This is a genomic window from Streptomyces paludis (assembly GCF_003344965.1).
In the GTDB taxonomy this organism is placed as follows: domain Bacteria; phylum Actinomycetota; class Actinomycetes; order Streptomycetales; family Streptomycetaceae; genus Streptomyces; species Streptomyces paludis.
This window is the reverse complement of record NZ_CP031194.1, coordinates 3657429-3670941: the sequence shown is the minus strand read 5'-3', so window position 1 is coordinate 3670941 and position 13513 is coordinate 3657429. Positions and strand designations below refer to the sequence as shown.

General features: G+C 72.2%; 9 protein-coding genes. 2 read left to right on the top strand and 7 right to left on the bottom strand.

Going from position 1 to position 13513, the window contains the following annotated elements:
* The first annotated feature begins 157 nt into the window (after window positions 1-157).
* The gene (locus DVK44_RS16140) at window positions 158-4861 is read left to right on the top strand and encodes a response regulator (protein WP_114660307.1); all 4704 of its coding nucleotides are present in this window, start codon (window positions 158-160) and stop codon (window positions 4859-4861) included.
* Window positions 4862-5103: 242 nt separating this feature from the next.
* On the opposite strand, the gene DVK44_RS16135 is transcribed toward DVK44_RS16140, so the two are convergent.
* The 3 genes from DVK44_RS16135 to DVK44_RS16125 form a co-directional block, all read right to left on the bottom strand.
* Window positions 5104-6762: a long-chain fatty acid--CoA ligase gene (locus DVK44_RS16135; protein ID WP_114660306.1), complete on the bottom strand. Its 1659-nt coding sequence runs from the start codon at window positions 6760-6762 to the stop codon at window positions 5104-5106.
* Window positions 6763-6952: 190 nt separating this feature from the next.
* Entirely contained in the window at window positions 6953-7522 is a 570-nt protein-coding gene (locus DVK44_RS16130) for a SigE family RNA polymerase sigma factor (protein ID WP_114660305.1), read from the bottom strand.
* Between the two features lie 367 nt (window positions 7523-7889).
* Window positions 7890-8207 (bottom strand): hypothetical protein, encoded by a 318-nt coding sequence (locus DVK44_RS16125; protein ID WP_114660304.1) that lies wholly within the window; start codon window positions 8205-8207, stop codon window positions 7890-7892.
* Window positions 8208-8738: 531 nt separating this feature from the next.
* Between DVK44_RS16125 and DVK44_RS16120 the strand changes: the two genes are divergently transcribed.
* Entirely contained in the window at window positions 8739-9632 is an 894-nt protein-coding gene (locus DVK44_RS16120) for a D-alanyl-D-alanine carboxypeptidase family protein (protein WP_228447177.1), read from the top strand.
* Window positions 9633-9783: 151 nt separating this feature from the next.
* Here the strand turns inward: DVK44_RS16120 and DVK44_RS16115 are convergent, their stop codons facing one another.
* From DVK44_RS16115 to DVK44_RS16100, 4 genes are all read right to left on the bottom strand, one after another.
* Entirely contained in the window at window positions 9784-10203 is a 420-nt protein-coding gene (locus DVK44_RS16115; protein ID WP_114665168.1) for a hypothetical protein, read from the bottom strand.
* 73 nt (window positions 10204-10276) lie between these two features.
* Window positions 10277-10825 (bottom strand): hypothetical protein, encoded by a 549-nt coding sequence (locus DVK44_RS16110; protein ID WP_162793850.1) that lies wholly within the window; start codon window positions 10823-10825, stop codon window positions 10277-10279.
* Window positions 10826-10965: 140 nt separating this feature from the next.
* Window positions 10966-12468, bottom strand: coding sequence for a dihydrolipoamide acetyltransferase family protein (locus DVK44_RS16105; RefSeq protein ID WP_408055323.1), 1503 nt, complete (start codon window positions 12466-12468; stop codon window positions 10966-10968).
* A 14-nt stretch (window positions 12469-12482) separates the two neighbouring features.
* Entirely contained in the window at window positions 12483-13511 is a 1029-nt protein-coding gene (locus DVK44_RS16100; protein ID WP_114660301.1) for an alpha-ketoacid dehydrogenase subunit beta, read from the bottom strand.
* Window positions 13512-13513 lie beyond the last annotated feature (2 nt).

The following is a 13513-nucleotide window of genomic DNA, read 5'->3' as shown; positions in this document are numbered from 1 at the left end:
GCCCCTTCGTGCCCTCCTCCGAGTGCGAACTCCCCCTCATCCGCCGTCGGGGGTACCCCCCAGCCTTTAGACTCCCTTCCGTGACAGGCCGGAACCCGAGAGGCAAGATGGATCGGGCCGTCCGCAAGGTGCAGTAGGTCAGGGAGGAAGCGTCGTCGTGAGCAGCAGGCCATCCCGGGGCGCTGCTCGCCTCGCGGCGATACTCGACGCACTCCCCGACGGCTTGGTGCTCGTCAACGCCAACGGCACGATCGTCAACGCGAACACCATCGCGCTGGAGATGTTCGAGACCCCCGGTACGGCGCTGGTCGGGCGCGGACTGCTCGATCTGCTGCCCGAGTTCGACTCCAAGCTGATCCCCGGCTCGATGCGCCGCCCCGCCTCCGCCGACGCCCGCGGCCGTACGAAGCCGACGCGCATGGTCGCGCGGCGTACGGACGGCGGCGAGTTCCCCGCCGAGGTGACCAGCGCCAGCCTGGAGGACGGCCGGGACGCGTACAACGACTCCCACAGCTACACCGGCGACGAGCTGCTCATGCTGGTCGTCCGGGATCTGTCCGGGACGATGGACACCGAGGCCGAACTCGCCCGCTCCCAGCGGCAGACCGAGATGATCCTGCGCGCCGCCTCCGAAGGCGTCGTCGGTACGGACACGGACGGCCGCGTCGTCCTCGTCAACCCCGCCGCCGCGCAGATCCTCGGCTTCCGCGCCAGCGATCTCGGCGGCCGTGAGCTGCATACGCTTGTCATGCACTCGCGTGCCGACGGCGAGCCCTTCCCGTACTCCGACTCCCCGCTCGCCGACACCCTCCGGTCGGGCCGCAAGCACCGGGTGCGCGGACAGGTGCTCTGGGCGAAGAACGGCAAGTCGGTGCCGGTCGATCTGACGACCTCGCCCGTACGGGACGGTGAACAGCTCGTCGGCGCCGTGATGACCTTCACCGACCGGCGTCCGTACGACGAACTCGTCAAGCAGCACGCCGCCGAGCTGGCCACGGCCGAGGAGGCGCACGCGACCGAGCTGAAGGAGACCGCGGACCGCCTCGGCGCCGAGATCGAGGAGACCACCGAGCGTCTCAGCGGGCAGCTGAAGGAGACGACGCAGCGGCTCAACGCCGAACTGGCGGAGGCGGCCGAGGACCACGCGGCGGAACTCGCGGACCGCAGCGACCGCTACGCGGCCGAGATCGAGAAGCTGACCGAGCGGTACGGGGATGTCGCGGGCCGGCACTCCCAGCTGACCGCCGTGCTCGGCGACTCGCTGCGCGGCCCGCTGATCGAGCTGCGCGACGAGCTGACCACGCTCGCCGCCGACCCCGCCGGGCAGCTGTGGCCCGAGGCGAACCAGATCCTGCACCATCTGTCCGCCGGTTACGCGCGGATGACCACGCTCGTCGACAATGTCCTCGGCTATCAGCGGCTCGATGTCGGCGCCGAGCAGCTGGCCAAGGTGAACGCCCTGCTCGACGCCGTCGTGGCCGCCGGGGTCGAGGGCGCGATCGAGCTGATCGGGCCCGGCCGGGCGCAGTTCGCCGTCCACGCGCCGCCGATCGAGGCCGAGGTCGACCCGGGACGGCTGGCGACCGCGCTCGCGCATCTGATCGCCGATGTGGCCGGGGTCGACTCCACCGGCCGGGCGCGGCTGATGCCGGACGGCGGATACGTCGACTCGACGATCGTGGTGGCCGCCGCGCAGCGCGGTGATGTCGTACGGATCGAGGTACGGGGCCCGTTCGCCGGCGGCGATCCGGTGCACGAGCCGATCGTGCAGGGGATCGTACGGGCGCACGCCGGCGTACTCCAGACGCACGAGGTGCCGGGCATGAGCGGCAGCGCGTACGTACTGGAGCTGCCGCTGGGCGGGGGCGCCGGTACCGTTCCGCCGCCGGCCGAGATGCCGATGCCCGGCCAGCCCGCGCTGCCCGCGCCACCGGTGCTGCCGCAGGGCGACGGCATGGGTGAGGCCGCGGGCGCGGGTGCCGGCGCGCGTACGGGACCGGGCGCGCAGCGCGGGCCCGGCACTTCGGGCGGCGGCAGGCGGCGGGCACGGCGCGCGTCCACGGACGCGTTCCTGGACTCGCCGCTGGAAGACTCCGGATCTGGCTCCGGCTCCGGCTCTGCCGAACATGAGCAGCAGCAGCCGCCGCCGCAGGAACAGCAACAGCAACACGAGCAGGTCCCGCAGCCGGAGGCCGCCGTGGCCGCCGGTCCCGCGCCCGTTCCCACGGGGCGGCGCCGCGCGCGTGCGGCCGATCCCGAGGCGGCGGTCGCCACCGCGGGTCCGGGTACGGGCCCGGTCGCCGGGGACGGCGACTCCGCCGGCCGTACGGACCTGATCCCGGCCCAGGACAACGGCGGCGCCGGAGGCACCGGGCGCCGGCGCGGCCGGCCGAGCCCGGCGGAGGACGCGGCCGCTGCCGCCGTACCCGCTCCCGCCCCGCCCGCGCCTTCCGAGGGATCGGTCGTCACCGCCGCCGAGGGGGCGCATCCGACCGGGCGCGCGGCGCTCGGCCAGGCCGTACCGCCGCAGGGCGTGCCGGTGGAGAGCGGTCCGGCCGGGACCGGGCGCCGGGCGCGGCGCACCGAACAGCGGGCGCTGCCCGCGCTGGCGGCGGGGCCCACGGCGGCTCCCGCACAGCCCGCGCGGCCCGCCCCGATGCCCGAGCCCGCGGCACCGTCCCCCATGCCCGCACCCGCACCCGCACCCGCCGAAGCTCAGGCCCAGGCCCAGGCGCCGGTCCCCGCCGCGGCTCAGGCTCCGGCGGCGGCTCCCGCTCTGGCCGCCGCTGCCGCTGCCGCCGCGATGCCGCCCTCCCCTCAGCCCTCCCAGCCCTCCCCGGCAGCGGGTGCCACACCGGCGCAGCCCGGCGGGCGGCGGGCCCGGCGCGCGCTCGCACCGGCGCAGGAGCGGCACATTCCCGTGCCTCCGGAACCGGAGAACGTACGCAGCCCGTTCGCGCTGCCCCCCGCCGACGCCGACCGCGCCGCCGCGCCCTCCCAGCCGCAAGCGCAAGCCCAGGCCCACGTACCCGCAGCCGCGGCTCCGGCGCCCGCGCCCATGCCGGACGCGTCGCCGCCCAGCCGCCACGACGCCGTACGGTCCGATCCGACCGCCGACCACACCCCGCCGCAGCCGCACCCGCTGCCGCAGGCGGGCCGCCGCAGGGCGGGCGGGGACGCGCGCCAGTCCGGCCCCGTACCGGTCGGTCCGTACCTGGACGACCCGAACGCCTGGGGCAGCCCCCCTCCGCAGCCGGGCGCAGGTGCGGGGGACCCCGCGTCCTCCGCCCCGGGCTTCGGCATGATGTCCGGCCCGCCCGGCTGGCCCGACGACCCGGCACCGGGTGAGTACGACGCGTACGGCAACAGCGGTCCGGACCCCTCGCGTGCGCCCAGCCCGAGCCAGGTCCCGAGCCCGAGCCCCAGCCCGATGCCGGCTCCCGCGCCGGTCCCGCCCCAGGCTCCCGCTCCGGCCCAGGCAGCCCCCGCTCCAGCACCCGCACCCGCACCCGCACCGGAGGTTCCCGTTCCGGCGGCGGCCTCGGTCGCGTCCGTGGCCACCTCGGAGTCCTCCGTGGAGTCCTCCGTGCCCAACCCCCGGCGCGGCGCCCACCAGCCGCTGCCGCCCGCACAGCCGCTCCCGGAGGAGGCCCCGGCCCCCGCGCCGGCACCGGCCCCGGCATCCGCTCCCGCGACCGCTCCCACCGCACCCGCTCCCGCGCCGGTCCCGGTCCCGGCGGACTCCACCCAGGGACGCGCCTTCAGCGTGCGCACGCTCGGGCAGGGCGTGCCCTTCACGGCGCAACTGCCGCAGCAGGCACCGGCCGCGCCCATCCCCACCACGCCGCAGTCCCTCGGCTCCGGACGCCGCCGCAAGCTCGGCACCCCGCCGGACGGCACCCTGCGCCCCGAGCCGGCCGTGGCCCCCGCCGGTGCCGCCGCCTCCCCCGCTCCCGCGCCCGGTATCGGTGCCACCCAGGGCGGCGGCCTGCGGCTGCCCGCCGCACAGCCCGCCGGCCGCTCGTACGCGATAGGCGCGCCCGACGAGGGCGCCGAGGGCCCCGAGCCGCTGGACGGTCCGGGCGGCGCGGTCGAGGTCGCCAACCGGCCCCAGCCGCAGCCCGTCGACGACGAGCTGCCCCCGGAGCCGCTCGACAACCCGCGCCGGCTGCTGGTCTGGCCCGCGCCGGACGTCGCCACCGAACAGGCGCTCAGCGACCGCGGCTACCGGCCGGTCGTCGTGCACTCCCGCGACGAGGTCGCGGCGCAGATCGCCGCCTTCCCCGCGGCGCTCTTCGTCGACCCGCTGACCGGGCCGATCACCCGTACCGCGCTCCAGTCGCTGCGCCAGGCGGCCGTCGCCGCCGAGGTCCCCGTGCTCGTGACGGCCGGGCTCGGCCAGGCGACGCGGGAGGAGGCGTACGGCGCCGATCCCGCCGTACTCCTCAAGGCCCTCGCCCCGCGCGACAGTGAACAGCACCCGCCGCGCGTCCTGTTGCTCGAACAGCACGAGGAGATCGCCCTCGCCCTGACGGCGACGCTGGAGCGGCGCGCGATGCAGGTCGCCCGCGCGGCCACCGACAACGAGGCGGTCAGCCTCGCCGCCCAGATGCGGCCGAACCTGGTGGTCATGGACCTGATGCAGGTGCGCCGCCGCCGGGCGGGGATCATCGACTGGCTGCGGGCGAACGGCCAGCTGAACCGGACCCCGCTGGTCATATACACCTCGGCCGGCATCAACCCGGCGGAGCGGCACCTGCTCGCCTCGGGCGAGACCGTGCTGTTCCTCGCCGAACGCTCGACCACGGCCGAGGTGCAGGAGCGGATCGTCGATCTCCTGGCGAAGATCGGGACGAACTGACTCGGGAAGAACCGAATCAGGACGAACCGAATCGTGACGAACTGATCTCTTGGCCAGGGCCAAGGGATCCCCCGGCTGCGGCGGCCGTGTCCATGACCGCCGCAGCCACCGACCGCCACCGAGCGCAGCGCCGTCCACGGCAACCGACCGGGCGCGGGCCCGGGCCCGCGCCGCCCATCCGGCCCGCGCCACGCGCCCCAGCGCCCCGCGCGCCCGACCGAGCCACGCACCGGCCGCCGCGGCTACAGCCGCGTGACGTCCAACTCCCCTTCCGCGTACCACCGGCGGATCACCTTCTTGTCGAACTTCCCCACGCTCGTCTTGGGCACCGTCTCCACCACCGCCCACCGCTCCGGCAGCTGCCACTTCGCTATGCGCCCGGCGAGGAACTCGCGCAGCGTGCCGTAGTCCGCCGTGGCGCCCTCCGCGAGGACCACCGTCGCGAGCGGCCGCTCGCCCCACTTGTCGTCCGGGACGGCCACGACGGCGGCCTCCACGACCTCCGGGTGCGCCATCAGCGCGTTCTCCAGAGCGACGCTGGAGATCCACTCGCCGCCGGACTTGATCACGTCCTTCGCCCGGTCGGTGAGCGTGAGATAGCCGTCCGCGCTGATGACGCCGACGTCCCCCGTCCGCAGCCAGCCGTCCTCGCTGAACTTGTCCGCGGGCCGGATGGGCTCGGCGCCGACGCCTCCGTAGTACGCGCCCGCGATCCACGGGCCGCGCACCTCCAGCTCACCGGCCGACTCCCCGTCCCAGGGCAGGATCGCGCCGTCGGGCCCGACGAGCCGGCCCTCGACACCGGCCGGGAAGAGGCCCTGGGTGAGGCGGTAGGGCCACTCCTCCTCCGAGGTGAGGCCGGCGGGCGGGTTGGCCATGGTGCCGAGCGGTGAGGTCTCCGTCATGCCCCAGGCGTGACAGAGGCGGACCCCGAGCTTGTCGTACGCCTCCATCAGCGACGGCGGACAGGCGGCGCCGCCGATGGTGACGCGGGCCATGGAGGTCAGATCGCGCGGGCGGGCGGTGACCTCGGCGAGCAGCCCCTGCCAGATGGTGGGCACCGCGGCGGCGTGGGTGGGGCGCTCGCGCTCGATCATCTCGGCGAGCGGGGCGGGCTGGAGAAAGCGGTCCGGCATCAGCATGTTCACGCCGGTCATGAACGTCGCGTGCGGCAGGCCCCAGGCGTTGACATGAAACTGCGGGACGACCATGAGGGTCGTGTCGTGATTCGTCAGGCCCATCGACTCGGCCATGTTGACCTGCATGGAGTGCAGATAGATGGAGCGGTGGGAGTAGACGACGCCCTTGGGGTCGCCGGTGGTGCCCGAGGTGTAGCACATGGCCGCCGCGGCCCGTTCGTCCAGCTCCGGCCAGTCGAAGCTGGTGGGGCGGCCGGCGATCAGCTCCTCGTACTCATGCACCTGCACGGACACACCCGCGGCGGCGAGCCCGGCCAGCGGGGCGCGGTCGCCGGGACCGGTGACGACGACATGCTCGACGGCCGGCAGATGCGGCAGGAGCGGGACGAGGAGCGGCAGCACGGACCCGTTCGCGATGATCACGCGGTCGTCGGCGTGGTTGGCGACCCAGGCCAACTGCTCCGGGGGCAGACGCAGGTTGAGCGTGTGGAGGACGGCGCCCATGGAGGGGATGGCGAGATACGCCTCCACATGCTCGGCGTTGTTCCACATCAGTGTCCCGGCGACACTCCCCTCGGAGATTCCGAGGTCCCGCAGCGCGTGGGCGAGCTGAGCGGCACGAGCGCCGATCTCGGCGAAGCTGCGGCGGTGCGGCTCGCCTTCGCCCGTCCATGTGGTCACCCGCGACTGCCGGTGGGCCGTCGACCCGTGGATCAAGATCCGCGAGACCAACAGCGGTACGTCCTGCATTGTGCTGAGCACGGCGTCCTCCCAGTGGCGCTGGCGCTTCCTTGCGCGGCGTTGAAGAGATTCTGCTCACGTACCGCGTGGTATGTCACTACCCGGGGCGGCCCGGGACTACCCGGTGGTAGAGAAAGGTCGGGGAGGGCTCGGGGAAGACCCCGAACGGACCCTGAGGCGGCGAGCGGGGCGGCTCCGGTGGGCCCCGGGGTCAGCGAACCGGGGAAAGCTCCGGGTCCTCGCGGAGTTTGCCGAGCGCGCGCGACACCGCGCTCTTGACCGTACCGACCGAGACACCGAGGACCTCCGCCGTCTGGACCTCGCTGAGGTCCTCGTAGTACCTCAGGACGACCATGGCGCGCTGCCGGTCGGGCAGCCGCATCACCGCGCGCCACATCGCGTCGTGCAGCACCTGGCGCTCGGCGGGGTCGGGCTCCGGGACGCCCGAGGGCTCGGGCAGTTCCTCGCAGGCGAACTCGTCGACCTTGCGCTTGCGCCACTGCGAGGTGCGGGTGTTCAGCAGGGCGCGGCGGACATAGCCGTCCAGGGCGCGCTGGTCCTCGATCCGGTCCCAGGCGACATAGGTCTTGGCGAGCGCCGTCTGGAGCAGGTCCTCGGCGTCGCACGGGTTGGCGGTGAGCGAGCGCGCGGTCCGCAGCAGCACGGGCCCCCGCGCCCGTACGTACGAGGAGAACGACGCGTAGGGCGGCAGGTACGAGTACGAGGGATGCGCGGCCGGCTTGGCGGCCTGCGAGGCGCTCGTGCAGACAGGCGTGGTCATGTCTCCACGCTAGGAGCGAGGCCCGCTCCAGGGGATCGGCCCCAGGTCCCGAAGCCGTGTCCGCCTCAGGGTGTAGGGGTGGTGCTGCCTCCACCTCCTGAAGGTGGAGGCAGCGGGGCGGAAGTGTCAGGGTCGGGTACGCCACCGGCCCCGCGACGGGCGTGCGCCGCGGCCCTCCAGCCCCGTGACGGGCGCGCCACCCGCCTCTCGCCGTCGTCCCGTACGTACCCCCGCCCGCGTACGTACCCCGCCCGCGTACATACCCCCGCCGCACGCGGAAGCGTCCCGCGTGATGACACCGAAGTGCCGCCGCGCGGGACGCCGTATCCCGGTCACCCCTCGGTCCCGCCCCTGGCGGGCGGGAGTCCTACCACCAGAAGGGGATGTTGTACGCCACGGAGATGTTGTGGTTCGACTGGTCGATCGCCGTGAGACCGGAGCCGACCACACTCGCGGTATTGCTCTGGTTGGACGCTCCGGCGCCGGTCGCCACCTGCTGTGTGGTGGTCGAGTTGCCGAAGTTGGCGCCTCCCACCCCGCTGCCCTTGATCGAGGCCGCCGACGCGTTGGATCCGTTGTCGGCGAGGGCGTGGTCGTCGGCCTGGGCCACCCCGGTGAAGAGCGTGGCGGCGAGAGGCAGAGCGGCGACCACGGCGATGGCGCGGGCGGTACGGAAGCTTGCCATATCAATTCCTCCAGGAACCAGAAGTACGGACTTGAGCCGGAAGTAAGGCTTTTTCCGAGGCAGTTGGCCGGCCGCCTCGGTCGTGGTGACGACGTCGCGCTCACAGAATTGCCCACCACATACCTCCCGAACCAGCCGGGAGGGCCTTATTCCCTCGCAAGCGTGAGGACAAGTAGATAAACCCCTTATGCGCCCCCAAAACTCCGGCTCGACCGGCCACCGCGCCCGGGCCCCCTCACCACGCCGATGCAAGCCCTTTCCACCACCGCGCCCCGGCCGTTACTTCCCCCTTGGCGGCCGCGAGCCCCCTCATTCCCATCGAGCGTCTGTACGGAAATAACCTCATAACCGCCACACTGGATCAGCGAAGGCCATATCTGGTCGGAAAATCTGTACATCCCTTCGGCACACTCACGCGTCTCATAGCGGGACCCTTTTCCAGAAGGGGTCCACCTTCGTCGCATTTCAATGCATTTGTGAACTCGGAGTGTTCCTTTGATATCCAGTCACCCTGGTGCGCGCAGGGCCGCCGTGGTCGCACTCACCGCCGGCGCGCTGCTCTCCGTCTCCGCCCTGGCCGCACCGGCACACGCGGCCACCAAGCCGACGGTCGGCAGCAAGGGCGCCTACCTGCTGAACGACGCCGGGACCGCGCTCTTCAGCAAGACGCCCGACACGCGCCGTCAGATGGCCAGCACGACGAAGATCATGACGGCCGCCGTGGTGCTCAGCACCAAGAACGTCGACCTCGACCGCAAGGTGACCGTCAAGAAGGCGTACCGCGACTACGTCGTGAAGCAGGGCGGTTCCACCGCCGATCTCCAGACCGGCGACAAGGTCACCGTCCGTCAGCTGCTGTACGGCACGATGCTGCCGTCCGGCTGCGACGCGGCCTACGCGCTCGCCGACACCTTCGGCACCGGCTCCACCAACGCCGCCCGTACGAAGTCGTTTATCGCGAAGATGAACGCCAAGGCGAAGGAGTTGAAGCTCAAGAACACCAACTTCGATTCGTTCGACGGTATTTCGAGCGCCGGGAAGAACTACACCACCCCGAGCGACCTCGCGAAGATCGCCCAGTACGCCATGAAGACGTCCACCTTCCGCACCGTCGTGAAGGCCACGTCGTACAAGGGAACGGCGCCGACCAGCAAGGGCGGCAAGCGCACGTACACCTGGTACAACACGAACAAGCTGCTCGGCTCCTACAAGGGCGCCGTCGGCATCAAGACCGGCACCGGCACCAGCGCGGGTCCCTGCCTGGTCTTCGCGGCCACGCGCGGCGGCAAGACGCTCGTCGGCGTCGTCCTGAACGGCTCCACCCGCTACACGGACGCGGCGAAGATGCTCGACTACGGCTTCGGCTCGACCACGGCGAAGACAATGCAGCTGCGCACACTCCCGACGGCCGCGCAGCGCGACTGATCCGAGCGAGTCCGGGGGACCGACCCGGACGAGCCCGGGAAGAGCGCCCGCAAAGGAAGGGGCCGCTCGGGAACGCCGAACACCGGCGTTCCCGAGCGGCCCCTTCCTCGATATGGGCGCGGGTTCCAGACCCGGCGCGGGAGCGGCGGGCTCAGGTGGTGTGGGGGGTGGGGGTGGTGTCTGTGGGGTTGTGTTTTGTGGAGGCGATCAGGAGCGCGATGATGCTGGTTGTGACCAGGGTGGCGATCGTGATCATGCCCACCCCGATCACAAAGAGCCCGCTCGCGTCGTCCGACCAGTCGTAGAAGGCCGCCGCGGTCAGCCCGGCGGTGGTGCCGAGGACCGCGGGTACGACGTACTGGCGGGACGCCGCCCAGTACAGCGGTGGCAGCAGGGTCAGTACGAGCCCGATCACCTGCCACGCCTCGTACGGGCCGGTCGTGGAGCCGTCGGGGTGCTCGTCGCGGAGCTGGTCCCAGCCCAGCCAGGCCGCCCACAGCGCCATCGCCAGCCCGGCCAGCGCCAAGGTCACCAGGGGCCGGACAACAGGGTTCCGCAGTCCTTTGCTCATGGGTTCATCGTTCCGGCTCACCCGGATGGCGGTCAGAGCACAGATACTCAGTTCCACCCGAGTAGGAACACCGTTACGTGGGCGTCCCCGCCACCTGGTTGACCGCCGCGGGGCCGCCCTCGTCGACCGGATCCGCGGAGATCAGGGACCACGTGCCGTCGGAACCCAGGTCGTAGACGAATGTGTGTTTGGCCTGGAACGCCGTGCTCGGGGGCTCGGCGCCGCGGTCCCCCTTGTAGGCGAGCGTTGTCGTCTCGGTGATGCCCACCGTCGCGGTGGCGCCGGACACGGTGACGGAGTGCACCTCGGTCTCGATATCGGCCGACGCGTAGACCTCGCCCGCTTCGGCCAGCTCGTCCCTGAAGCGGGAGAGTTTCGCGACCGCCGAGTCCTCCTTCGCGGCGGCCTCCGTACTGATGTGTACGGGACCGTCGGCGGAGCCGCGGGTCGACTCGCCGTCCAGGAGAGCCGCCGTACGGCGCTCCAGCACCTCGCCCGCGGCCTTCCGGAAGAGGTCCTTCGTGTCCTGGCCGACCGTCACATCATCGGACGGACCGGCACTCACCAATAACGCGATGGCCGCCATCGCGACAAGCAAGTGCCTCGCACGTATGGCCTTCATGTGTTGTCCCCCTCAACCGCCCACCGCGCCTCCCCTGGGCGCGGTTTCACCGATGCTCGCACACAAGTCCGGCGCGGCGCAGGCCCCGGGCAAGGGGCCGGCGTCGCGCCGGATCGCTGTCGCATCGGTCGGACCGCGCTCTACGCCCAGGTGATCAGGCGCTTCGGCCGCTCCAGGACGGCCGCGATGTCCGCCAGGAAGCGGGAGCCCAGGGCGCCGTCGATGAGGCGGTGGTCGAAGGAGAGCGCCAGGGTGGTGACCTGACGGGGCTTCACCTTGCCCTTGTGGACCCAGGGCTGGAGCTTGATGGAGCCGACCGCCAGGATCGCGGACTCGCCCGGGTTGAGGATGGGCGTGCCCGTGTCGACGCCGAAGACGCCGACGTTGGTGATGGTGACCGTACCGCCCTGCATGGCCGCCGGGGTGGTGCGGCCCTCGCGGGCCGTGGCCACCAGTTCGCCCAGGGCCTGGGCCAGTTGGGGCAGGGTCCGGTCGTGGGCGTCCTTGATGTTCGGGACGATCAGGCCGCGAGGGGTCGCCGCCGCGATGCCCAGGTTGACGTAGTGCTTGACCACGATCTCCTGGTTGGCCTCGTCCCAGGCGGCGTTGACCTCGGGGTTGCGCTTGATCGCGACCAGCAGCGCCTTGGTGATGAGGAGCAGCGGGTTGACGCGCAGGCCCGCCATGTCCGGGTCGGACTTCAGCTCCTCGACCAGCTTCATCGTGCGCGTCACATCGACGGTGATGAACTCCGTGACATGCGGCGCGGTGAAGGCGCTGCCGACCATCGCCGCCGCCGTCGCCTTCCGTACGCCCTTGATGGGGGTACGGGTCTCCCGGCCCTGAGCCGCCGCGACAGGCGCGGCCTCGGGCTGAACCGGCGCCATCGTCGGCGGCGGGGTCGGCGCCCGGTCCGCCTCCGGTGCGCGGTCGGCCCCGGGCAGCGGTTGCTCCCGTACCGCCACCGCCGCGTGTACGTCCTCCCGCGTGACGATCCCGTCCGGGCCCGTGGGCGTGACCGTCGCCAGGTCCACGCCGAGGTCCTTGGCGAGCTTCCGTACGGGCGGCTTCGCCAGGGGGCGGGAGCCGGCGGCAGAGGTAGCGACAGGGGCGGCGGCAGGGGTGGCCACGGCGGTCGCGGCGTGGCCGTTCAGCGGGGGCGCCAGGGTCGGCGTCTGCTGCTCGGGGACCGCCACCCCCCGGCGCGGGCGGCGCTTCGTCGACGCCTCGGCCACCCCGTATCCGACCAGGACCGGGGTACGGGCCGCCGGCTTCTCGACGGGAGGCTTCTCGGCCGGTGCCGCCGGTGCCGCCGGTGCCGCCGGTTCCGGCGCAGACGGCGTCGACGGCGCCACGTCCACCGTGATGATGGACTCCCCGACATCGACCGTCGTGCCCTCGGCGAAACGCAGCGCGTGCACCACCCCGTCGTACGGAATGGGCAGCTCCACCGCCGCCTTCGCCGTCTCGACCTCGCACACCACCTGGCCGTCCGTCACCGAGTCGCCCGGCTTCACATACCACTTGAGGATCTCGGCCTCGGTCAGACCCTCGCCCACATCGGGCATCTTGAACTCGCGGTAGCGAGCGGACATGTCGGTGGACGTGTCCGTCGACATGTCGGTGGACGTGTCAGCAGTCATGGTCACGGCACTCCTCAGTACGCGAGCGAGCGGTCGACGGCGTCGAGCACCCGGTCCAGGCCCGGGAGGTACTCGTCCTCCAGCCGCGCCGGCGGATACGGCGCGTGGTAGCCGCCGACCCGCAGCACGGGCGCCTCCAGGTGGTAGAAACAGCGCTCGGTGATCCGGGCGGCGATCTCCGCGCCCGAGCCGTAGAAGACCGGCGCCTCGTGGACGACGACCAGCCGGCGCGTCTTCTCCACCGACCGCTGGATCGTGTCGAAGTCGATCGGGGACATCGTCCGGAGGTCGAGCACCTCCAGCGACTTGCCCTCCTCCTCGGCGGCCGACGCGGCCTCCTGACAGACCTTCACCATCGGCCCGTAGGCCACCAGGGTGAGATCCGTGCCCTCGCGCACCACCCGCGCCCGGTGCAGCGGGTCCGGGATGGCCTCTGTGTTGACCTCGCCCTTGTCCCAGTAGCGCCGCTTCGGCTCGAAGAAGATCACCGGGTCGTCGCTCTGGATGGCCTGCTGCATCATCCAGTACGCGTCCGACGCCGTCGACGGCGAGACGACCTTCAACCCCGCCACATGCGCGAACAGCGCCTCGGGCGACTCGCTGTGGTGCTCGACCGCGCCGATGCCGCCGCCGTACGGGATCCGGATCACGACCGGCATCTTGATCTTGCCGAGCGCGCGGGCGTGCATCTTCGCGAGCTGGGTGACGATCTGGTCGTACGCTGGGAAGACGAATCCGTCGAACTGGATCTCCACCACCGGCCGGTAGCCGCGCAGCGCCAGCCCGATCGCCGTGCCGACGATGCCCGACTCCGCGAGCGGCGTGTCGATGACCCGGTCCTCGCCGAAGTCCTTCTGGAGGCCGTCCGTCACCCGGAACACGCCGCCGAGCTTGCCGACGTCCTCGCCCATGATCAGGACCTTGGGGTCGGTCTCCAGGGCCTTGCGCAGCGACTCGTTGATCGCCTTCGCGATGGGCAGCTTCTGTACGGAAGTCACCGAAGTGACCGAAGTGACCGAAGTCGCCGAAGTCTGTACGTCCATGA